This is a genomic window from Deinococcus arcticus (assembly GCF_003028415.1).
In the GTDB taxonomy this organism is placed as follows: Bacteria; Deinococcota; Deinococci; order Deinococcales; family Deinococcaceae; genus Deinococcus; species Deinococcus arcticus.
This window is the reverse complement of sequence record NZ_PYSV01000013.1, coordinates 39,177-60,016: the sequence shown is the minus strand read 5'-3', so window position 1 is coordinate 60,016 and position 20,840 is coordinate 39,177. Positions and strand designations below refer to the sequence as shown.

Here is a 20,840-nt window from a genome sequence, read left to right as displayed (position 1 = left end):
GCAGACAGAAAAGAACGGGAGCCGCAGCCCCCGTTCTGTTTGCTTCGCTGTTTACTGACGGACCAGAACCACCTTGTCCACCTCGGCCGTGCCCGTGTAGGTGGTGGGGGCGTTCAGGTAGCCCTTGAGCACCACTTTCCAGGCGCCCGCAGCAGGGCTGGGAATGCTGACCGCTTCACCTGTGCTGGTGCCCTGGGCGCTGGAGCCCACCAGCTGCCCGGCGGGGTTGTAGACCTCTAGGTCCAGGTCGAAGGCGGGGTTGCCCCAGTCGGTGCTCACGCGCAGCACGCTGCTGCCGGCGGGCACGTTCAGGGTGTGGGTATGGCCGGCATTCTGCACGCAGCCAGCGGTGGGGGCACACACGGCGGTCTGCACCGTGCCGCTCCAGCCCGGCAGGGTGGTGGTCTGCACGCTGTAGCGGGTGGGGTTCAGGCGCACGGCCTCGCGCACGGCGGCGTTCGCGTTCACGTAGCCGTAGCCCACTTCCCACTCTTCACGCTGCTTGACGACCACCTGGTTGGGGTCCAGGCCACCCGTGGCCTGCGCTACGTAGTACATCTTGCGGCTGGTCTTCTTGAATACGTTCAGAATGCTGTCCAGGTTCATCCTGGGGTTGGCTTCCAGCATCAGCGCCACCACGCCGCTGATGTGCGGGGTTGCCATGCTGGTGCCGCTGATGGTGCTGTACTGGGGGTTGTCCACGTCGGGCACGGTGGTGGCGGCCAGACCGGTCAGGGCGCGCGCCGCGCTGATATCCACGCCGGGGGCGGTGACGTCGGGGTGCACCAGGGCGTCGCCCGCACGGCCACGGCTGGAGAAGTCGGCCAGGTAGCCCTGCTTGTCGCCGGCGGCCACGCTCATCACGCAGGGGCTGGCCGAGTAGGGGTTGAGGGTGTTGGCGCCGGGGCCCTCGTTGCCAGCGGCGAACACCACCACCATGCCCGCCTCATAGGCGCGCTTGGACGCGAGGCTGATGGGGTTGTACGGCGCGAATTCGCCGCTGCTGCCCCAGGAGTTGCTGATCACGCGGATGTTGTGGGTCTCGCGGATTTCAGGTTTCATCAGGTAGTCAAAGCCCTGCAGCGCGTACAGAATGCTCAGGCCGTCGCCCGCGCCCACGCCCACCAGGGTGGCGCCAGGGGCCACACCGCGCCGCTCGCGCCCGCCTGCCGAGGCCGCGCCCGAACCGCCGATGGTGCTGGCCACGTGGGTGCCGTGCCCGCTGCTGGTGTCGGTGTTGGGCAGGTCCAGGTACAGGTAGCCGCCCGCCGGGGTATCGGTGATGGGGCCCACCAGCTTCACGTTCTTGGCCACGTGCGCCAGATCGGGGTGGGTGCCGTCCACGCCCGAGTCGATGATGCCCACGCCCACGCCGCGCCCACTCAGGCCGTAGGTGGTGCGCGCCGTGTCGGCCCCGATGAACTTCACGCTCTCGGCCAGCTTGTAGCTCAGCGGCGCGTCCTGATAGATGGACACCAGGCCCGGCAGGTTGGCCTGCAGCTGCGCCACGAGGTCCTGGGTCACCACCGTCTTCAGGGCGATCATGGGCAGGTTCTCAAAGGCGCCCAGGCCATTGCCCGGGTCCACGGGCAGCGTGGAGTCCATCCAGGTGATCGCGCGGCCCTTGCTGGTGTCGTCGGCAAAGGCCAGGATCAGGGTGCCCACCTGGCCGTAGCGCATATTGCTGTCCACCTGCACGCCGCTCGGGGCGCTGGCATACAGCGCCGAGCAGGCCGAGAGGGTCGTGGTCGTGGCCTGGGCGCCCAGGGTGCGGCTGGACTGGGTAGCCACCGGGGCCGTGGCCGCGCCCTGGGGAGTGCTCTGCCCGCAGGCGGAGAGAATGACCGTCAGACCCAGAATGGTGGTGGACACTTTCTTCATCACAGACTCCTTGGGGGGGTGAAACAGCATGGCGGTTTTGAAGTGCCCCTATTCCAGCAAGCGGCGCTCAAAAAAAACACAAAACAATCGTCAATGATCCGCTGAGGGGGTGAAGTTCAAGTTTTGCTTAAGAGTGTGGGGTGCGGGCGGGTGAAATTCGTGGTTTTTTCCACGCGGCAAGCTGCCCTGGCCGTCAGATGAGGTTGGTTTGAACAGGGCCCGGTTCTGGATGAAGAGGGCCGTGGCCTGCCCGCAAGACGGGACGCCCCGCCACTCGCTGGCCGACAGCACTGGGCCGGATTTGCCGTCCGGCTGGGGGTTCCACCCTATACTGGGCAGATGCTCCCTCTGCCCAAGCGGCTGCTGGCGCGTCTGGACGCGGCGCCCGGGGGGATTGTGGCCCCCGTGGACGTGGGGGCCAACCAGGCCGGGCTGATCGCCTGGGCCCAGGCGACTGGCCGCGCGGTGCTGCGGGTGCCTGGGCCCACTGACGGCCCCTGGCTGTGGGTGCCCGCGCGGCGCCGCGACCTGGAGGGGGTGCCGCTGAACGGCTCCCCGCCGCTCCTGCTGAGCGCCCGCGACCTGCTGTACACCGCCGCCGAGTGGCAGGCTGCGCTGCCCAGGCAAACCGCGCAGGATGCGGGGAGCACCTTTGCGGCGTCTGGGGGCTGGCCCGGCGCCCTGCCGCTGGCCCAGGCGTTTCCCGGCGACCCCCACGCCCACATCCACCCTCAGGCCCACGCCCTGCTGGGCCCGCTGCTGCCGCCCCCTGAACTGCGGGCGGCGGCCCGCTGCCTGGCCTGCGCCACCTGGCTCACCCCGGCGGTGGCCGAGGCCCTGGGCGTGCCCCGAGCCGAGTGGGCCGCGCTGCTGGACGGCGGCTGGCTGTGGCTGGACGGCGCGGGCGCCGCCTTTCCAGCTCCGCTGCGCCGCTTCCTGGCGCCGCTGCCCGACCCCGGGGACGTGCGCCGCGCGGCCCAGGCCCTGCAGGAAGGCGGCCACGCGGCCCACGCTCTGGACACCCTGGCAGCAGGCGGCGCCTGGACGCAGTACCTGGACCTGCTGGCCTGGACCACCCGCAGCGCTCAGGGCGAGGACACGCTGCGCGCCCGGCTGGGGGCCCTGCCACCCGCGCACCGCGAGTGCTCCCAGGCCCTGTATGTGGCGGGGCTGCTGGCCCGAGCGGCGCACGATCTGGGCGGCGCTCACACCCTGTATACCCGCGCCCTGGAAGGTCTGCCGGGCAGCGCCGCCGGGCTGGCCCACAATGCCCGGGGCGTGGTGCGCGCCATGACCGGCGACGTGCCCGGCGCCCTGGAGGACTTTGCCCAGGCCGCCACGTGGCCGGGCCTGACGGCCGGGGAAGCGAACCACAACCGGGGCACCCTGCTGGTGCAGCAGGGCCGCCACGCCGAGGCCGAGCGCAGCCTGAACGCGGCAGTGGCGGCCTTCCGTGCAGCGGGCGACCCGGGGCGGGAAGCCCGCAGCCTGGAAACGCTGGGCACGCTGCAGTTTGGGCGTGGGCTGCTGCGGGAAGCCCTGGGGCCCTACCGCGCCGCCCTGATCCTGCTGCGAGAGACCCACCCGGCCGAGGCCGCCCTGGCCCTGCTGAATCTGGCCGAGTGTCACCTGCTGCTGGGCGAACTGGGCGAGGCCCAGGCGCGGCTGCATGAGGCGGCCGCACAGGCCCACCTGCCCGGGGTGCGGGGCTGGACGGCTCGCCTGCAGGCTCTGGTGGCGCTGCAGGGCGGTGACCCCACCGGGGCCCTGGAGGTGCTGGGGCGCATTGAAACCCCGGACCGCAGCCTGCAGGCCGAGGTGGCGCTGCTGCAGGCGCGGGCGCAGCGCGAGCAGGGGCAACCCGAGGCCGCGCGCGCCGCGCTGACCCGGGCCCGTCCCCTGGGGCTGCGCGCCGATCTGGAAGCCGCGCTGCTGGGTGAGGCCGACCTGGACCGCGTGATTGAAGACGCCCGCGCCGAGGAAGCCCGGCTGGAACTGGCCAGCGCCCTGCTGGAACGCGGCGGGCCCGACGATCTGCGCGCGGCCCTGGCGCTGATTCAGGAACACGGGTATCTGCCGCTGCTCAGGACGCGCGCCGCCGCGCCCCTGGCGGCCCTGGCGGGCGACGAGGCCACCCGCGCCCTGTTTCCACTGCACCTGCAGGCGCTGGGGCCACTGCGCCTGACCCACGCCGGGCGCCAGCTGGGCCTGGGCGACTTTCCCACCCGCAAAAGCGCGGCGCTGCTGGTGGCCCTGGCCCTGGCCGAGCACCCGCAACCACGCGAGGTGCTGGCCGAGCGCTTCTGGCCCGGCGCCAAGAACCCGCTGGCCAGCCTGCAAACGGCCGTGTATCACCTGCGCAGCGTCTTTTCGGTGCCCATGATTGCCAGCGAGCGCGGGCTGCTGTCGCTGCTGTTTCCGGTGCGCAGCGATCTGGGCGAGCTGCGCGGCGCCGTGAGTGCCGGGGACCACCGCCGCCTGACCGATCTGCTGCGGCCCCTGACCGCCTCCCTGAACGTGCTGAGTGACCTGCCCACCGAACTCACCGAGGAACGCACCCAGGCCGAGCGCGTGCTGCACGACGCCCTGCGCCTGCACGCCGAGGCCCAGCCCGAGGGCGACGTGCGCCGCCGCGACGCCCTGCGCGCGCTGGTGGCCGCCGATCCCTTCGACACCGCCAGCCGCGAGGACCTGATCGCGTGGCACGAGCGCCGGGGCGAGGCTGCCCAGGCCGACCAGGAGCGCGAGGCCCTGCGCGGGGTGCTGGCCGCGCTGGAATAGGGGGGATGAGGGGGAGAGGGCAGAGAGGCGAAGTGCCGTCCAGTGCCGGAAGAGCCAGAGAAGAACAGGATGTTCCTCTTCTGCAGCAGTGCGGGCGGTTCTCAAGTTTGTTGAGCAGGCGATCACAGAAACGTCGGCTGGAACGCTGGCGCTGCTTACCCTTTTGCTGCGCCGCTCTGCGAGCCCCACGCAAGGGGAGAGGGGCAGATGTGCCGTGTTGCTCGCTGCTCGTGGCCCTGAAGGCTGAACCTGTCCGCACCAGTGCTCTTTCCCACATCTCTTCAGGGAGAATAATTTTGGAACCTGTCTTACCCCTCCGCCGCCGCTGGAAACAGCAGGGTTGCCAGAATGATGGTCCCCAGGTCAAAGGCCGCCAGGAAGGTCAGCCACGTCCCCACCTCGGCACTCCAGCCGCCGGTCAGCAGCAACGCCGTGGCCTTCACCGTGGCAATGACCGCCGGCACCAGAATGGGAAAGGCCAGCGCGGGCAGCAGCGCCTCACGCGCGCGCAGGTTCACCGTGATGCTGCCGTAAAAGGTGGTGCCCGCCGCGAAGCCCAGCACGCCCAGCCCTGTGGTCAGGGCCAGGGCCGCCCAGGGCAGGGGGCCGCTCATGGGGGCCGGGCGGCCAGGCAGGGCCGTGCCTTCCAGGGCGCCAAACAGCACCAGTCCCGCAGGCACCGTGAGGGCGGCCACCAGCAGCAGCGGTGGCAGAACGCCCAGCAGCTTGCCCAGGTACAGCGCGCCGTGCGGGCCGGGGTAGGCCAGCAACTGTTCCAGCGCGCCGGCCTCCTGTTCCTGGGCAAAGGCCCGCTGCGCGCCCACGGCGGCGGCCAGGGCCAGCGCCGTCCAGATGGCGCCGGCCGCCAGCGCCGCGCGCTGCTCGGGTTCGCGGCCACTGCCACTGAGGGCCAGCCCCAGCACCAGCAGCACCAGCCCGGCAAAAAAAGCGGTGGACAGCAGGGTGTCGCGCGTGCGTCCGGCCACCCGCAGGTCCTTGGCGGCCACGGTGGCGGCCCGCCGCGCCGCGCCGTGCAGGGCGCTCACGCCCCGTCCTCCTCGCGCAGCACGCCGCCGTGCAGCCGCAGCGCGCGGGGCGCCACCGCGCGCGCCAGCGCCGGTTCATGCGCCGCCACGATCAGGGTCACGCCCTGGGCCCGCAACTCGCCCAGCAGGCCCTGCACCAGCGCACGCCCGGCGTCGTCCAGGTTGGCAAAGGGTTCATCCACCAGGGTCAGGGGCCGGGCCAGCAGCCACGCGCGGGCCAGGGCCAGCCGCTTGCGCATGCCGGCCGAGAGAAAGCGGGCCCGGCGCCCGGCCGCGCCCTCCAGGCCCACGCGCCGCAGGGCCGCCCCCACGTCGCCGCGCTGCCCGTGCATCTGCAGGGCAAACGCCAGATTTTCCAGACAGGTCAGGTCCGGGTACAGGCCGCCGTCCACCGGCATCAGGTGGGCGTGGTCACGCACGGCGCGGCTGTCGCGCAGATCGTAGCCGAACACGCGCCCCTCGCCCCGGGTGGGCCGCAGCCCCGCCGACAGCAGGCGCAGCAGGGTGGTCTTGCCCGCGCCGTTTTCGCCCAGCAGGGTCACGCCCTCGCCGGCCGGCACATCCAGGTCCAGGCCGCGCAGGATGACCTCTCGGCCCAGGCGCAGCCACAGCCCGCGCAGTTGCAGCGCCGGGGAAGCGGTGGAGAGGCCCAGGGGTGCCCGCGCCGGCCCTACAGCTTCAGCCACTCGGGCATCACCTCAGAGAAGAAGGTGGCCAGCCGGGTGAACTGCCCCGTGAGCATCAGGGTGCCGGACACCACCAGCAGCACGCCGCCCAGCTTTTCAAAGCCCCCGGCGTAGCGGTTCAGGCGCCGCAGGTTCACCCGGTGCCACAGCAGCGCCGCCAGCAGAAAGGGCACACTCAGGCCCAGGGTGTAGGCGGCCAGCAGCGCCACGCCGCTGCCCAGACTGGCGGTGCTGGCGGCCAGCCCCAGCACGCTGCCCAGGGTGGGCCCCAGGCAGGGGCTCCAGCCAAAGGCAAAGGCGGCTCCCAGCGCCACCGGGCCGTAGCCCCCGGCGTTGGCCAGGGCGCGCGTATCGCGCATCAGAAAGGGCAGCCGAATCAGCCCCAGCATCACCAGCCCAAAAAAGATGATCAGCACGGCCGACACCTGGGCCAGCAGCGCCTTGTGCGGCGCAATCAGGGCGCCCAGGCTGCTGGCCGTGGCCCCCAGCGCCATGAACACCAGCCCGAACCCCAGAATGAAGCCCAGCGCCCGGCCCCACGGCGCGCGCTCGCCGCCCAGCGCGCCCAGGTAGCTGGGCACCAGCGGCAGCACGCAGGGGCTCAGGAACGAGACCAGGCCCGCCAGAAACGCCACAGCAAAGGTGGGGGAAGGCGTCATGGCGGGCAGTCTAGCGGCTTCAGGGCAGGCCGCCTGTCCCGGTGCGTGCCCCGGCGCTGCCGCTTACTCCAGCGCGCCGGTGAATGTGCCTTCCCAGGCATTCAGAATCCGCCCGTCCTGCACCAGCAGCACCGTGGGGTAGGCGCCCACCCGCAGCTTGCGTGCAAAGGCGTTGGCGGCCTCGCCCCGCCAGGGCTGAAGACCCGCTGGGGCCGGAGAGGGCGTGCCCTCGGCGTTCACGGCCCGCACGGGCAGCCCGGACGAGAGCACCGCCTGCCACAGGTCACCCAGATCGCCGCAGTCGTGACTGTAGACAACCACCACCTCGCGCCCAGCTGCCTGCCAGGGGTGGGCAGGCAGAAGCTCACCCAGGCGCACCCGCGCTTCGGCGGTGGACACACCCAGGGTCAGCAGCAGGGTCAGCAGGGGCGCGCGGCGGGGTCGCATGGCGCCCATGATGCCAGAGAGCCGGGGCGGCAGGGATGACGCGGGGGTGAGAGGGGCACTGGGCCATGGGCCAGGGGCTATGAGCCATGAGCTGTGGGGGCTAGGGCGCTTGGGCGGGGGGGGGGACGTCAGGGCACAGCGCCAACGGGGCCGGCGCCCTGCATGACAGCGGGCGCCGACTGGAAGAACAGTGCGTTGGGTGGGTGGGGGCTCAGCCGGAGCGGCTGAGCGTCAAGAGGCGCTGTCCCTCATGGCTCACAGCTCATGGGCCAGTGCCCAGAACTCACGGCGCCGCCTGCCCGCCTGGCACCGCCTGATTTCCGGGCGTACGGGTGGCCTTCAGGGCCGCCGGGTCGGGGGTCTCGTCCTTGAGGGGCTGGGGCGCGGGGTCCGGGGCGTAGGCGGGCAGGGCCTCGATCTCCACGCGGCGCTGCACGATGTTCTCGGGCGGGGTGAATTCGGTAGCCAGACGGTTGGTCACCCGGTCCAGGCTGACCAGCACGGTGTCGGGGTCCTGGCTGGGGGCGTAGCCGGTTTCGCGGTACTGCACGGGTGGGGGGGCGTCTTCCTGCACATCGGTGTTCGCGGCGCCCCGGAAACTGGGGTCCAGCACGGCCACCTTCACGCTGGGCAGAAACTGCGCGTCCGGCGCGTCCACGTACTGAATGCCCGGGGGCTCGCTGAACTGGCGCACAGCCTGCCCCTCGTGGGCCAGTTCCATCATGCGGCGCCAGATGGGCGCGGCCACGTAGCCCGAGTAGTAGTAGGTGGGCATGTCGCCGCCCTGCTGGCGCCCCACCCAGGCCGCGCCGGTGTACAGCGGCGTGGTGCCCACGAACCACAGGTCCTTGGGGCCGTTACTCGTGCCGGTCTTGCCCGCCACCGGCCACTCGCCAAACTTGGCGCGGCCCGCCAGTCCGCCCTGGGGCTCGGTCAGGTCGTTCACCACGCCCCGGATCATGTCCAGGCCCAGCCACGCGATCTGCGGGGTCCACACGCGCGCCGGGCGCACGGGTTCGCTGCCTGCGTCGTACAGCACCTCGCCCCGGGCGGTGGTCACCCGCGTCAGGTAGCGTGGCGCGCGGTACAGCCCGCCATTCACAAAGGGCGCGTAGGCCGCCGCCATTTTCACCGGCGTGGTTTCCACGGCGCCCAGCGCGGCGGCCAGCCCGGTGCCGTCGTTGGTTTGCAGGCCCAGCTGGCGCAGCTTGCCGAAGAAGGTCTGCAGGCCAATGCGGTCGGCCAGGCGCACGGTGACCAGGTTCAGCGAGCGGTCCAGCGCCTCGCGGATGGTCATGTCGCGGTAGGTGGTGGCTCCTTCAAAGTTCTGCGGCGCGTACACGCCGTTTTTACAGCCAGTGCAGGGAAAGGTGATGGGCCGGTCGGCCTCGCGGTGCGCCTGGGTCAGCCCGGTGGACAGCGCCGTGGTGTACAGCAGCGGCTTGATGGTCGAGCCGATCTGGCGCTGGCCCTGCGCCGCGTTGTTCCAGGCGTCCGGCGGCTCGGTGCCGCGCAGCTTCTGCCCGATCATGCCCAGCACCTCGCCGGTATAGGGGTTGATGATGGTGGCGCCCAGCGTGGCCCCGGGCGGCAGATAGGTGGTTTCGCGGCTGGCGGTTTCCACAGCGGTCTGCACCCTGGGGTCCAGCGTGGTGTACACGCGCAGGCCCCCCGACCCGTACACCTTCTCACGGCCAAAGCGGCGCACAAGTTCCTGTTCCACCTGCCGCACAAAATGCTCGGCGCGGGTGGTGGTCACCGCCTTCAGTTCCTTCTGGCTGGGGTCCACGTTCCGGGCGCTCAGCACGTTGCCCTGCGCGTCGTAGGTGATTTTCCAGCCCCTGGGCTGCACCTTCTCGCGCCACGCCGCGTCCATCTGCGCCTGGGTGATCCAGCCGTCTTCCACCATGCGCGCCATCAGGGTTTTCATCAGGGGGCGCACCGCCTGGTAGTTGGGATAGAAGCGGCCTGGGCTGGGCACCAGCACGGTCAGGTAGGCGCTCTGGGCCAGGGTCAGCGCCTTGGGGGTGGTGCCAAAGTAGGCCAGCGCCGCCGAGTGAATGCCGTACAGCTCCACCGGGCCGCCGTCGCCCCAGTAGATGGCGTTCAGGTAGTTCTGAAGAATCTCTTCCTTGGTAAAGGAGCGCTCCACCTGCACGCTCAGCATCCATTCCTTGAACTTGCGGTCCGGGCTGCGCGCCTGCTGGTATTCGTCCAGCAGCAGGGTGTTTTTAATCAGCTGGTTGGTCAGCGTGGAGCCGCCCTGCACGTTGTCGCCGCGCGCCAGCCGCTGAAACTGCCGCCCGATGCCGTAGGGGTCCAGGCCGTAGTGCTCGAAAAAGCGCCGGTCCTCGTTGGCAATCAGCGCCGCGACCATGAACGGGCTGATCTCGTTGAGGTTGACAATCGTGCGGCTGATGGCCTGATCGCCCACCCTGGGAATCAGGCTGCCCAGCGGCGTGTTGTCGCGGGCATACACGCGGGTCTCGGCGCCCAGTGAGCGGGTGAGATTGTCCAGCTCGCGGTAATCGGGCAGTTCGCGGCCCCACTTGACCGCGTAGGTGGCCGCCACGCCCACCCCCGCCACCAGGGCGGCGAGCAGCAGCGAGGTCAGAAATTTGAAAAAGCGCAGCACGTAGATCACGCCGGGCTCCGGAACAGGGCGCCCATCAGCGGCGCCGGGCCTCGATGAGCTGGTTGACGCGGGTGCGCAGGTTCTTGCCGGACAGCGGCTTATACACGATGTCGTCGGCGCCCACGAGTTTGGCGTGGTCGCGCGTCTGGTCGTCGTCGAAGCCGGTCAGCAGCAGCACTGGGGTGTCGCGCAGCCGCTTGATGCGCTTGACCCGGGAACAGATTTCAAAGCCGTCCATGTGCGGCATCTTCACGTCCAGCAGCATGGCGTCCGGGGTGTGATCCCGGAGGTAATCCAGCGCCAGCTTGCCGTCCTGCACCGCCACAATTTCGTGCCCGTCCGCCGACAGAATGACCTCCAGCATGGTCCGGATGGCCGGTTCGTCGTCTGCGACGAGAATGGTATACGCCATGAAGCCCATGATAGTGCAGGCGCCGCCCAGGGGCGGCGGGTTGATGGGTCACGGTTGATAGGTGATGGAAATGGCGGTGTGAAGCGGAACGCTCCAGGCCTGGAGAGACGGGAGTCACCGCTCTCTTTGTCCATCAACCATCACCCTTGAACCGTCATCGCCTGAGCTCATGGTGCACCCGGCAGCGCGCCTCGTAGCTTTCCTGGGCGCCCACGAGGACCACAGGGTCACTCAGGCGCGCGGGCTCGCCGCCGATCAGGCGCTGCGAGCGCGTGGCGGGAGCGCCGCAGACTGTGCAGATGGCGGTCAGCTTCTCCACGCTCTCGGCGCGGGCCAGCAGGTCGGGCATGCAGCCAAACGGCTCGGCGCGGAAATCCAGGTCCAGCCCGGCCAGAATGACGCGCACGCCCGCCGCCGCGAGGTCCAGGGCCAGCGGCACCACGTCCTCGCCCAGAAACTGCACCTCGTCAATACCCACCAGGTCGGGCAGGGGCGTTTCACCGGGTCCTTGCAGCAGCGCGCCCTCGCCCGTCAGATGCGCGCGGATGTCGGCGGCCCCGCGCACCGCCACCGCCTGCACCTGCCGCCCCGCGTGGCTGGCCACGGCCGAGACGTGGTAACGGTCGTCCATGGCCGGTTTGAACACCTGCACACGCTGCCGGGCAATCACAGCGCGCGTGACGCGCCGAATCAGCTCCTCGCTTTTGCCGCTGAACATGGGCCCGACGATGACTTCCAGGTGACCGCCGTGGTAGGGGGACTTGAGCACGGGGGGGAGTATGCCACGGCGTGGTTGATGGTTGATTGTTGATGGGGGATGGAGGAGAGCAGAGGGCTGTCAGCAGATGCCCTGCCGGGTTTTGCCCATGGCTCAGCGCCCAGAGCCCAACGCAACAGAAACACCCCGCTGGAGGGCGGGGCGCGAAGAGCCGGCGGGCGGCCTTACTTCTTCTTGGTGCGGTAGCTGTCGCCGAAGCGCTTGTTGAACTTGTCCACACGGCCCTCGGTGTCCACGAAGCGCTCTTCGCCGGTCCAGAAGGGGTGAACGCCGCTCCAGACATCCACGTGGATCTCGGGCTTGGTGCTCAGGGTTTCCATCACGACCTGGCCCTGGTAGATGATCTTGCAAGGAACGGTTTTGGGGTGGATGTCTTTCTTCATGGAGTGCCTCCTCCGCCACGTCTGCGCCCTGGATGACCGGGGCATGTGCGTAGCGGGCAACCCTGACAGTGTACACCATGAGCCCCCGGCCTGCACAGGTACGTGCAGGTACAGAGCAGACGGCCCTCACCAGAACGTCCCCGGCGCCCGGCTGACTCACCTCAACTTCTAAACTTGACTAATTTACTCGGTTTAGTTCAGTATGCCGGGGCATGTTGAAGCTGCTGACTCCCCTGACCCTGGTGCTGGCCGCCACCGCTGTGGCCCAGACCCTGACCCTCACCCACGACGACGGAAAGACGACCATTGCCAGGGACCCGAAGCGGGTGGTGGCGCTGGACGAGGAAGCCCTGGGGTGGCTGGCTGCGCTGGGCGTGAGTGACCGGGTGGTGGGCCTGGGCAGCACCTACTTCACCCCAGACGACCTGAGCGGCGGCCGGATCAAGCCCGAGGTGCTCAAGCAGGGCTTTTACGGGCGCGTGCCGTTGAACAGCCCGGCCTACATCGGCTCGTGGACGGCGCCCAACCTGGAAGTCATCACGGCGCTGAGGCCGGACCTGATCGTGCGCCTGACGTGGCAGGGCAATCAGAACTACGACAGGCTGAGCAAGATTGCCCCCACCGTGGGCTACGCCGAGGCGGGGGCTGGCTTCTGGCAGCGCGGCCTGCGCGATCTGGCGAAGGTGTTCGGCAAGCAGGTGGAGGCCGAGCGCGTGATCAAGCAGGTGGCCGACACCCACCGGGCCAACGCAGGCAGGTTGCGGGCGGCCGGCGTGTTCCGCAAGTACCCCAAGGTGGTGGTGGTGGCCCCCTTCGCGGGCGGCACCAACTGGCTGTACACCGACGTGCGCCTGATGCCCGACCTGCGGGCGCTGGGCTTTGAGGATGGCCTGCGGGGCGCCAGGACCACCCTGGGTGTGGGCTCGGCGCTCAGCGATGAAGCGCTGCTGGGCCTGGACCGGCAGACGCTGGTGGTGCTGTTTCCCCCGGGCGGCAAATACAATGGCGCGGGCGCTTTCCTGAATACGCCCGTGGGCCAGCGCCTGAAGGCCCAGAGCGTGGTGTACGTGCCGGAAGACTTCAGCCCCTACAGCGGGCCCCTGACCAGCCTGCGCCATAGCGCGGCCCTGACGAAACTGATTCTGGAGAAGGTCAAGTGAAGGCCCTGCTGGCCGTGCTGGCGCTGGCGGCCGGCGGCTCGGCGGGTGCCGCCTGTGCGGGGCGGGAAGTCACCCACGCCCTGGGCACCGCCTGCGTGCCAAAGGCCCCCAAGCGCGTGGTCGTGCTGGAATGGGCCTACGCGGAAAATGTGCTGGCCCTGGGGGGACAGCCTGTGGGCATGGCGGACATGGCCGGCTACCGCGAGTGGGTGAACATTCCAGTGCCCCTGGGTGCAGGGGTGCAGGACGTGGGCACCCGGCAGCAGCCCAGCCTGGAAAAGATCCGCGCCCTGAAGCCCGACCTGATTCTGACGGCCAGACTGCGCTCGGTCCAGAACTACGCGGCGCTCTCGGCCATAGCGCCCACAGTGGCCTTTGACGCCTACGCTGGCCCCTCGCAGTACGGCGAGATGCGCTCGACGTTCAGCACCACCGGCACGCTGCTGGGCCGCCAGAACACTGCCCGTCAGGTACTCAGCAACCTCGACGCCCGGCTGGCGCGGGTGGGCCAGGACCTCAAGAAAGCGGGCCGGGCCGGGGAGAGCTTCGTGTTTGCCCAGGCGTTCACGGCGCGGGGCGGCGCGCCCACCACGCGGCTGTTGACCAGCAACAGCATGGTCAGCGAGGTCATGGCAAAGGTGGGTCTGGTCAACGCCTGGGCGGCCCCGGCGCAGCCCTACGGCTTTTCCGAGGTCAGTCTGGAAGCGCTGGCCACCCTGAACACCACGAACTTTCTGTACGTGGCCCAGAAGGAGGACAACGTGTTCGCCGCCCCCAGCGTGCGCCCACTGTGGCAGGGGCTGCCCTTTGTCAAGTCGGGGCGGGCCTATCCCCTGAACGAGAAAACGTGGATCTTCGGCGGCCCCCTGAGCGCCCTGACCCTGGCGAACGAGATCAGCCGCCAGCTGCTGGGGCGCTGAATGACTGCTGCCCCCCGCCTGCCCCTGTGCGCGGACGTGTCGCGCGCGCTGAACGAGGATCCCATCGGCACGGCGCCCCACTGGCAGGAAGTCACAGTGCTGGAACTGGACGTGCCGATGTGGGCCCGCGTGCGCGACGTGGCGAACTGGACCCCCGGGCAGGGTGAAGTGTTCGAGCGGCTGCGCGGCAAGGTGGAGGTATCGGGCGCGGGCTTTGGGCTGCTGATGAGTGCGCCGCAGACCCAGGGCCAGCCGCTGCGGGTGAGGCACTACGCGCTGGGCGCGGGCGGCTATGTCCGGCGCGACTATCAGTCTGAGCTGCCCCAGAGCGAGTGGGCACGCGGCCTGAGAGACACCCTGCTGGAACCGGAGAACCTGCGCGGCTGGCAGGAAGAGGCGGTGCCGGACGGCCCCGACCTGCATGTGTGTACCCACGGCACCGTGGACGCGGCCTGCGGGCGCTACGGGGTGCCGGTGTTTCAGGGCCTGGGCGCGGCGGGCCTGCGCGTGTGGCGCACCGGACACTTTGGGGGCCACCGCTTTGCTGCCACAGCGGCCGAACTGCCCAGCGGGCTGCTGTGGGCCCACCTGACCCCGGAACTCGCCGTGCGCCTCGCCCGCCGGGCGGTGGCCCCCACGGCGGTGGCCCGGCACCTGCGCGGCTTTGCGGGCCTGCCCCCCCTGGCCCAGGTGCTGGACCGCGAACTGCTCCTCCGGCACGGCTGGGCCTGGTTAACGGCCCAGCGGCAGGCCACCATCAGCGGCGACGACGTGACCCTGACCTACACCTGGAACGGCGAGAGCGGCGCCGTGCGCGCCCGCGTGGAACACGACCTGCTGCGGGTGCCCGGCTCCAGCCACAAACCCGAGTGGTCAGAGGTCAAGCAGTACCGGGTGACGTGGTGCTGAGCTCTGCCGTGGCCCGCGCCGCCCGGCCGCGCCGGGTCTGGCCCCTGTGGCTGGGCCTGGGCGCCGGCGCGCTGGTCCTGGCACTGCTGGCCTCGCTGGCCTGTGGGGCCAGTGACCTGACGGTGCCCCAGGTGCTGCGCCTGCTCCTGGCCCCGGACGACTCCACCGGGAGCCTGGTGGTGCATACCCTGCGCCTGCCGCGCACCGTGGTGGCGGCCCTGGCCGGTGCGGGCCTGGGCGTGTCGGGGCTGATGCTGCAGGCCGTGACCCGCAACCCGCTGGCCGATCCCGGCATTCTGGGTGTGGAGGCCGGCGGCGCCCTGGCCATTCTGGTGATGGTGGTGTTCTTTCCGGCGGCCCCGGGCGGGCTGTTCGTGCCCGCCGCCTTTCTGGGCGGCGCCCTCACGGCGTCTGTGGCCTACAGCGCCGCGCGCCGCGTGGGGGTGACGCCGCTGCGGCTGGCCCTGGCCGGGGTGGCGGTGGCCAGCTTGGTGGGGGCGGCCACACGGGTGATTCAGCTGCTGTGGGAGCAGCGGGCCCAGGGCGCGCTGTTTGCCCTGTCCGGCAGTGTGGCGGGCCGCACCTGGGAACACGCCGCCCAGGTGGCGCCGTGGGTGGGTCTGGGGCTGGTGCTGAGCGCCCTGCTGACCCCCAGGCTGAACCTGCTGGCCCTGGGCGAGGACGTGGCCCGGGGCCTGGGCGCCCGCCTGAAACGCGACTCGGGGGTGGTGACGGGGCTGGGTGTGCTGCTGGCGGCGGCCTCGGTGAGCGTGGTGGGCCCGGTGGGCTTCGTGGGATTGATCGTGCCGCACGCCGCGCGCCGCTTCATGGGCCCGGACCACCGCCTCAGCCTGCCGCTGGCCGCGCTGCTGGGCGCCGCGTTGCTGGTCCTGGCCGATACGGCGGCCCGGCTGGTGGATAAACCCGCCGAAACCCCGGTGGGGATTCTGGTGGCGGCGGCGGGCGCGCCCTTCTTCGTGCTGCTGGCCCGCCGTGTGGGGCGCCGGGGGTAACGTGCGCCGCTGTCCATCCGCTTCCCGCGCCGCGTGTGCAGTCCCCGGGTTCATCCGGACGGCTGTCCAGTTCTGGAACATCCGGAAAGAAGGGCAGGCTCCCCGCCGTCGGCGCTGTTCCAGCTCTCTTCCCGGACATCCATCCCTGTTCCCTCGCTGCTGCGCAGCGCTGCAAGTCCCCCGCAAGGGGCAAAAACGGCCTGTTGATCGCCCTTGATCACTCCAGGTTCTGCCCCTGTCCGCACTGTTGATTCCCCCCTGCTGCTCAGGAGCCTTTCCCAATGAAAATACCCATGAAACATCCCCTGCTGACCCTGGCCCTGTTCACCCTGGCGGCCACGGCTGCCGCCGTCACGGTCCGCCATGAGGGCGGCACCCTCACCCTGGACAGCCCCGCCCGGCGCGTGGTGGCGCTGGAATACTCCTTTCTGGACACGCTGGTGGCCCTGGGGGTCAAGCCCGTGGGCGGGGCCCTGGGCACCCAGGGCGGTGACCGGGGCGCGCCGCCCTACCTTGCCCCGCGCGTGGCGGGCGTGTCTGCCACCGGCAGCCGCGCCCAGCCCAGCCTGGAGGCCATCACGGCCCTGCGCCCGGACCTGATTCTGGCCGACGCCTTTGTGCACAAGGCCACCCTGCCGCAACTGGGCCGCCTGGCGCCCACCGCCGCTTTGCAAAGCCGCCGGGGCAGTCTGGACGACCTGAACGCCCAGACCCTCCTGATTGGGCAGCTGGTGGGCCGCGAGACGGCGGCCAAACGCCTGCTGGCCGACCAGGCCAGCCTGATGAGCAAGGCCCGCGCCTTTGCGAAAAAGGGTGCGCCTGCTTTTGTGGCGGCGGTGGCCACGCCGCAGTCTCTGACCGCGCACACGAACCAGAGTTTCGTGGGCAGCTTCCTGGAAGACCTGGGCCGCAAGAACCTCTTGCCGGTCAAGGGCGACCAGACCCAGTACGAGCTTTCTCTGGAAGGACTGGTGGCCCTGCAGCCGCAGACGCTGGTGCTGTTCACGGCCCCCGACGAAACGCCCATCACCGAGACCTGGAAGAAAAACCCCCTGTGGCAGAAGCTGCCCGCTGTGGCGCGCGGGCGCGTGTACGTGTTCAACCGGGACAACTGGACGCGCGGCCGGGGCCCGCTGGCCCTGAAGCTGATGGTGGCCGAGGCCATTGAAAGTCGCCTGCTGCAGGACGCCGCGCCGGCTGCCCGCTTCCGGGCCCCATGACCGTTCAGTCTGGTCCCGGGCGCCGGTTCGGCACCGGCCGCGCCGTGTCGCTGGGCCTGGGGCTGGGTGCCCTGACCCTGCTGCTGGCGGTCCTGGCGCTGGGCCTGGGCGCGGTGCGTACTCCAGCGGGCGACGTCCTGCGCGTGCTGCTGGGCGGCGGCGACGACCTGACCCGGCAACTGGTCCTGGAGCTGCGCGCCCCGCGCATCGTGGTGGCGCTGCTGGCTGGCGCCATGTTCGCGGCCTCTGGCAGCATGTTGCAGGGCGTGATTCGTAACCCCCTGGCCTCACCGGACCTGATCGGGGTGGGGGCGGGGGCGGGGCTGGCGGCCACGGTCTTTCTGCTGGCGTGGCCGGGGGCCCCGGCGGGCGGGCTGCCCTGGGCGGCCCTGCTGGGGGCCTGGGGCGGGTTCGCCCTGGTGCTGGCCCTGGCCCGCGACTGGGCCGGGCCGGGGGCCGGCAGCCTGCACCCGGTGCGGCTGGCGCTGGTGGGCGTGGCGGTGGCGGCTGCCCTGGGCGCCGCGCAGCAACTGGTGCTGGTGCGCGCCCCGGACGGGTTAGGGTCAGCCCTGGGCTTTCTGACCGGCACGGTGTACGGCGCCGACGCCCTGCGCGCCGCCGCCCTTCTGCCCTGGGCGCTGGTGCTGCTGCCCGCCGCGCTGCTGCTGGCCCGCTCCCTGGACCTGCTGAACCTGGGCGAGGACCTGGCCACCTCGCTGGGCACGCGCGTGAACGCGGCCCGCCTGCTGTGCCTGACGGTGGCGGTGGCCCTGGCCGGGGCGGCCGTCACGGGTGCGGGCATCCTGGGCTTCGTAGGCCTGCTGGCCCCGCACCTGGCCCGACTGCTGGTGGGCGCCCGGCACGCCCGGCTGCTGCCTGTATCCATGCTGATCGGCGCGGCGCTGGTGCTGGCCGCCGACACCCTGGGCCGCGCCCTGCTGCCGCCCATTGAAGTGCCGGCCGGGGTTTTCACCACGCTGGTGGGGGCGCCGTATTTTCTGTATCTGCTGAGGAGAGCGGGGTGAGTGGGCAGTGCTCAGGAGCGATACGGACTTCCGTCCATGTCCGTCACATCCGGGAAGAAGGGGAATGTTCCCCGCCTTCGGCTGGGGGCAGTCCACTTCCCGGACATCCGTCTCTTTTTCTGCTCCGCTCCGCAGCGCGTCCCTCCGGTCGGAAACATTCCGTCATGGGTCACGGCATTGTTCGGAACTCGTCTGAGTGGAGGGAACTGCACTCCTGGGTGCCTGCTGTCCTCCACGCCGCCAAACCCTTCTTCCCGGTGCCGGCGCCCACGCCCTGCCTCTTCCACTGCCCACTCCCCACTGACCCCCTATGACCCATCCCCCCCTGTCCACCACCAACCTCCGCCTTGGCTATGGCCAGACTGTCATCGTGCCGGGCCTGAGCCTTCGCCTCAGGGGCGGCGCGGTTACCTCGATCATCGGCCCCAACGGCTGCGGCAAGAGTACGCTGCTGCGCGCGCTGGCGCGGCTCCTCCCTGCCGGGCGCGGCCATATTGAACTGTATGGGCAGGCGCTGCACACCCTGCCCAGCCGCGAGGTGGCCCGTCGCCTGGCCATGCTGCCCCAGGGCCCCACGGCCCCCGAGGGCCTGAGCGTGGAAGAACTCGTGTGGTTTGGCCGCCATCCCCACCAGGGGCGCTTTCCGGTGCGCCGCGAGGAAGACCGCGAGGCCGTGTCCTGGGCGCTGGACCAGACCGGCATGCGCATCTTTGCGGGCCGCCCCCTGGAAGCCCTGAGCGGCGGGCAGCGCCAGCGCGCCTGGATTGCCATGAGCCTCGCGCAGCAGACTGACATCCTGCTGCTGGACGAGCCCACCACCTATCTGGACCCGTCCCATCAGCTGGAGGTGCTGCACCTCGCGCAGCGCCTGAACGCCGAACAGGGCAAGACGGTGGTGATGGTGCTGCACGACCTGAATCAGGCGGCGCGCTACAGCGACGAACTGATTGCCATGAAGGGCGGCGAGGTCTACGCCCAGGGTCCGGCCGGCGAGGTGCTGACCCACGAGCTGCTGCGCGACGTGTTCGGGCTGCGCGGCCACCTTATCCCGGACCCGGACACCGGCCGGCCGCATGTGATTCCGTATGCGCTGACGAGGTAAGAGGCCATGAACTCTGGGCCATGGGGAGAAGCCTCATGGCCCAGAGTTCATGGCCCGTGGCTCAGCGCCCCTCTGGCCGCTGCCAGGACGCCGGGTAACTCCTCTGTACACCGCCACGCCCGCTCCCAGCCCGGCCAGCTGTGGCCCAGACGCAGGGGGGGCAGAAGGTCAGCGGGGACCGGCAGGCCCCGGGCGCCGGCAATGGCCCCGGTCACGCAGGCCACGGTGTCGCTGTCGTCGCCCAGGCGCGCGGCGGGTTCAATGCACGCCAGCCAGTCGCCCCGGCGACCGTGGGCCAGGGCCGCCTCCAGGGTGTCCAGCACGTAGCCGCTTTGCGAGGTCAGCCCACCCTCTACCCCCGAGCGCACGCGGGCGCGGACCGCCGCGCGGGCCTCGCGGTCGCGCTCGCGCAGGGCCCGCCACGCCGCCTGGGTCTCCAGCCCCAGCAGGCCGGCGTCCACCAGGGCCGCGTGGGCGTCAAAGCGGTCCATCACAGTCAGTGCCGAGCGGGCGGCCTCGGCGTAGGGCCCGCCTGTTTCCAGCGCTTCCAGAAACGCCGTCAAGAAGACTGAAGCGTGCACGCAGCGCGGGTCCGCGTGGGTCAGGGCGGTCAGCACCGCCGCCTCACGGGCCAGCGCCGCGCCCCGGAAACCGGCCAGCCAGGGCGCGGCGATGCGCATCAGGCCGCCGTTGCCGGCCGCGTCAAAGCCGCTCTCGGTCCAGGCGCGCACGCCGCCGTCCAGGGTGCCCAGCCCCAGGGCCCGGCGCGTCAGGCCGCCCACATCCGGCGGGGCGGTGCCCAGCCACTCGCGCAGCGCCGCCAGCACACCCGCCGGGCCCTCGCCGCGCGCGTAGCCCAGCAAGGTGGCCACCACCATCTGGCTGTCATCGGTGGCCTCGCCCGGGGCAAAGCCGAACACGCTGCCCGGCTGGTAGGTGCGCAGCTCCGGGCCGTAGTGGGCGGCAATCGCCTCCGGGGTCTTGAACTCGGTGGCCGCGCCCAGCGCGTCGGCGGCGCACAGGGACAGCAGGGCACGCAGGGGCAGGGCAGGCTCTGTCACAGGGCCGATCTTCGCACAGGGCCTGGGGGGGGGCAGGGCGCGGCGCCGGGTGCGCCCATTGCCCCCACAGGGGGCGTGCACGGGCCCCCCGCTGTGCGGACTGGTGTACCCCCGGACGGGGGCACTACACTACGGGACATATGGTGCGAGGCGACCTGGCGGTCTTTCCGTTTCTGTCCGTGATGCAGATGTTCCTGACCAGCGGGCGGGCCGGGCGGCTCATCGTGGAGCACATTCGCGGCGGCCAGCTGTGGCTGGAACGCGGCGAGATCGTGCACGCCGAGGCCGGGCGGCTGCGCGGCGAGCACGCGCTGCAGTGCATGGCCAGTCTGGACGGCGGCATCTTTACTTTCGAGGTGGGCCAGGAACCCCCCAACCGCACCCTGGCCCTGCGCCGGGACATGGCGCTGCGCCGATTGCTGGACGACTCTGAAGGCTGGACCGCGCTGTCGCGCACCTTTCCCGACTGGAACCAGCGCCTGCGCTTCAGCGCCAAGTGGAACGATGCGCAGCCGGTCACGCGCGCCCAGTACCGCGTGCTCAGCCTCGTGGGCGACAGCCAGAACATCCGCATGTTGCTGGAACGCTCCCCGGACGCGCCGCGCGTGACCCTGGAAACCCTGCGCCCCTTCCTGATGGCCGGCCTGATCGAACTGGGCTGAGCCGGCTTCCGGTTCAACTTGAGCCCAGCAAGCAGAGAAGAACGGCGGATTTGGCAGTAT

The 20,840-nt window shown here is 70.7% G+C and carries 19 protein-coding genes; 9 read left to right on the top strand and 10 right to left on the bottom strand.

From position 1 onward, the window contains the following. Positions 1-51: 51 nt before the first annotated feature. Complete coding sequence (locus C8263_RS13355) at positions 52-1,881, bottom strand: S8 family serine peptidase (RefSeq protein WP_107138704.1); 1,830 nt, start codon at positions 1,879-1,881, stop codon at positions 52-54. Between the two features lie 339 nt (positions 1,882-2,220). Between C8263_RS13355 and C8263_RS13350 the strand changes: the two genes are divergently transcribed. Then, a complete protein-coding gene (locus C8263_RS13350; RefSeq protein ID WP_107138630.1) occupies positions 2,221-4,662 on the top strand; it encodes a tetratricopeptide repeat protein in 2,442 nt (813 codons plus the stop codon). 308 nt (positions 4,663-4,970) lie between these two features. Here the strand turns inward: C8263_RS13350 and C8263_RS13345 are convergent, their stop codons facing one another. From C8263_RS13345 to rpmE, 8 genes are all read right to left on the bottom strand, one after another. After that, a complete protein-coding gene (locus C8263_RS13345; protein ID WP_107138629.1) occupies positions 4,971-5,708 on the bottom strand; it encodes a heme exporter protein CcmB in 738 nt (245 codons plus the stop codon). Beyond that, positions 5,705-6,394: a heme ABC exporter ATP-binding protein CcmA gene (gene ccmA / locus C8263_RS13340; protein ID WP_107138628.1), complete on the bottom strand. Its 690-nt coding sequence runs from the start codon at positions 6,392-6,394 to the stop codon at positions 5,705-5,707. The genes C8263_RS13345 and ccmA overlap by 4 nt, the downstream gene beginning before the upstream one ends. Beyond that, on the bottom strand, positions 6,379-7,053 hold the full coding sequence (locus C8263_RS13335) for a cytochrome c biogenesis CcdA family protein (RefSeq protein ID WP_107138627.1): 675 nt from the start codon (positions 7,051-7,053) through the stop codon (positions 6,379-6,381). The genes ccmA and C8263_RS13335 overlap by 16 nt, the downstream gene beginning before the upstream one ends. A gap of 63 nt (positions 7,054-7,116) precedes the next feature. Beyond that, positions 7,117-7,500: a penicillin-binding protein gene (locus C8263_RS13330; RefSeq protein ID WP_107138703.1), complete on the bottom strand. Its 384-nt coding sequence runs from the start codon at positions 7,498-7,500 to the stop codon at positions 7,117-7,119. 283 nt (positions 7,501-7,783) lie between these two features. Beyond that, positions 7,784-10,144: a transglycosylase domain-containing protein gene (locus C8263_RS13325; protein WP_107138626.1), complete on the bottom strand. Its 2,361-nt coding sequence runs from the start codon at positions 10,142-10,144 to the stop codon at positions 7,784-7,786. A 25-nt stretch (positions 10,145-10,169) separates the two neighbouring features. Further along, the gene (locus tag C8263_RS13320) at positions 10,170-10,556 is read right to left on the bottom strand and encodes a response regulator (RefSeq protein WP_107138625.1); all 387 of its coding nucleotides are present in this window, start codon (positions 10,554-10,556) and stop codon (positions 10,170-10,172) included. Positions 10,557-10,701: 145 nt separating this feature from the next. Next, positions 10,702-11,316, bottom strand: a complete 615-nt coding sequence (locus C8263_RS13315) for a thymidine kinase (RefSeq protein WP_107138624.1) — start codon at positions 11,314-11,316, stop codon at positions 10,702-10,704. Positions 11,317-11,489: 173 nt separating this feature from the next. Next, on the bottom strand, positions 11,490-11,708 hold the full coding sequence (gene rpmE, locus C8263_RS13310; protein ID WP_107138623.1) for a 50S ribosomal protein L31: 219 nt from the start codon (positions 11,706-11,708) through the stop codon (positions 11,490-11,492). A 212-nt stretch (positions 11,709-11,920) separates the two neighbouring features. Here rpmE and C8263_RS13305 point away from each other — a divergent pair, with 212 nt between their 5' ends. The 7 genes from C8263_RS13305 to C8263_RS13275 all read left to right on the top strand — a co-directional run bounded on the left by C8263_RS13305 (position 11,921) and on the right by C8263_RS13275 (position 19,057). After that, positions 11,921-12,868 (top strand): iron-siderophore ABC transporter substrate-binding protein, encoded by a 948-nt coding sequence (locus C8263_RS13305; protein ID WP_107138622.1) that lies wholly within the window; start codon positions 11,921-11,923, stop codon positions 12,866-12,868. Then, the gene (locus C8263_RS13300) at positions 12,865-13,788 is read left to right on the top strand and encodes an ABC transporter substrate-binding protein (RefSeq protein WP_107138621.1); all 924 of its coding nucleotides are present in this window, start codon (positions 12,865-12,867) and stop codon (positions 13,786-13,788) included. The genes C8263_RS13305 and C8263_RS13300 overlap by 4 nt, the downstream gene beginning before the upstream one ends. Continuing rightward, complete coding sequence (locus C8263_RS13295; RefSeq protein WP_107138620.1) at positions 13,789-14,697, top strand: sucrase ferredoxin; 909 nt, start codon at positions 13,789-13,791, stop codon at positions 14,695-14,697. Then, on the top strand, positions 14,691-15,710 hold the full coding sequence (locus tag C8263_RS13290; RefSeq protein WP_233218814.1) for a FecCD family ABC transporter permease: 1,020 nt from the start codon (positions 14,691-14,693) through the stop codon (positions 15,708-15,710). Before C8263_RS13295 ends, C8263_RS13290 begins: the two co-directional genes overlap by 7 nt. A gap of 293 nt (positions 15,711-16,003) precedes the next feature. After that, a complete protein-coding gene (locus tag C8263_RS13285) occupies positions 16,004-16,930 on the top strand; it encodes an ABC transporter substrate-binding protein (RefSeq protein ID WP_199188400.1) in 927 nt (308 codons plus the stop codon). Next, positions 16,927-17,955, top strand: a complete 1,029-nt coding sequence (locus C8263_RS13280) for a FecCD family ABC transporter permease (RefSeq protein ID WP_107138619.1) — start codon at positions 16,927-16,929, stop codon at positions 17,953-17,955. Before C8263_RS13285 ends, C8263_RS13280 begins: the two co-directional genes overlap by 4 nt. A gap of 310 nt (positions 17,956-18,265) precedes the next feature. Beyond that, positions 18,266-19,057, top strand: a complete 792-nt coding sequence (locus C8263_RS13275; protein ID WP_107138618.1) for an ABC transporter ATP-binding protein — start codon at positions 18,266-18,268, stop codon at positions 19,055-19,057. A 47-nt stretch (positions 19,058-19,104) separates the two neighbouring features. On the opposite strand, the gene C8263_RS13270 is transcribed toward C8263_RS13275, so the two are convergent. Next, complete coding sequence (locus tag C8263_RS13270) at positions 19,105-20,118, bottom strand: ADP-ribosylglycohydrolase family protein (RefSeq protein ID WP_107138617.1); 1,014 nt, start codon at positions 20,116-20,118, stop codon at positions 19,105-19,107. 140 nt (positions 20,119-20,258) lie between these two features. On the opposite strand from C8263_RS13270, the gene C8263_RS13265 reads away from it, so the two are divergent. Continuing rightward, positions 20,259-20,780 carry a DUF4388 domain-containing protein gene (locus C8263_RS13265; RefSeq protein WP_107138616.1) on the top strand — a complete coding sequence of 174 codons (522 nt, stop codon included), beginning with the start codon at positions 20,259-20,261 and terminating at the stop codon, positions 20,778-20,780. Positions 20,781-20,840: the final 60 nt, after the last annotated feature.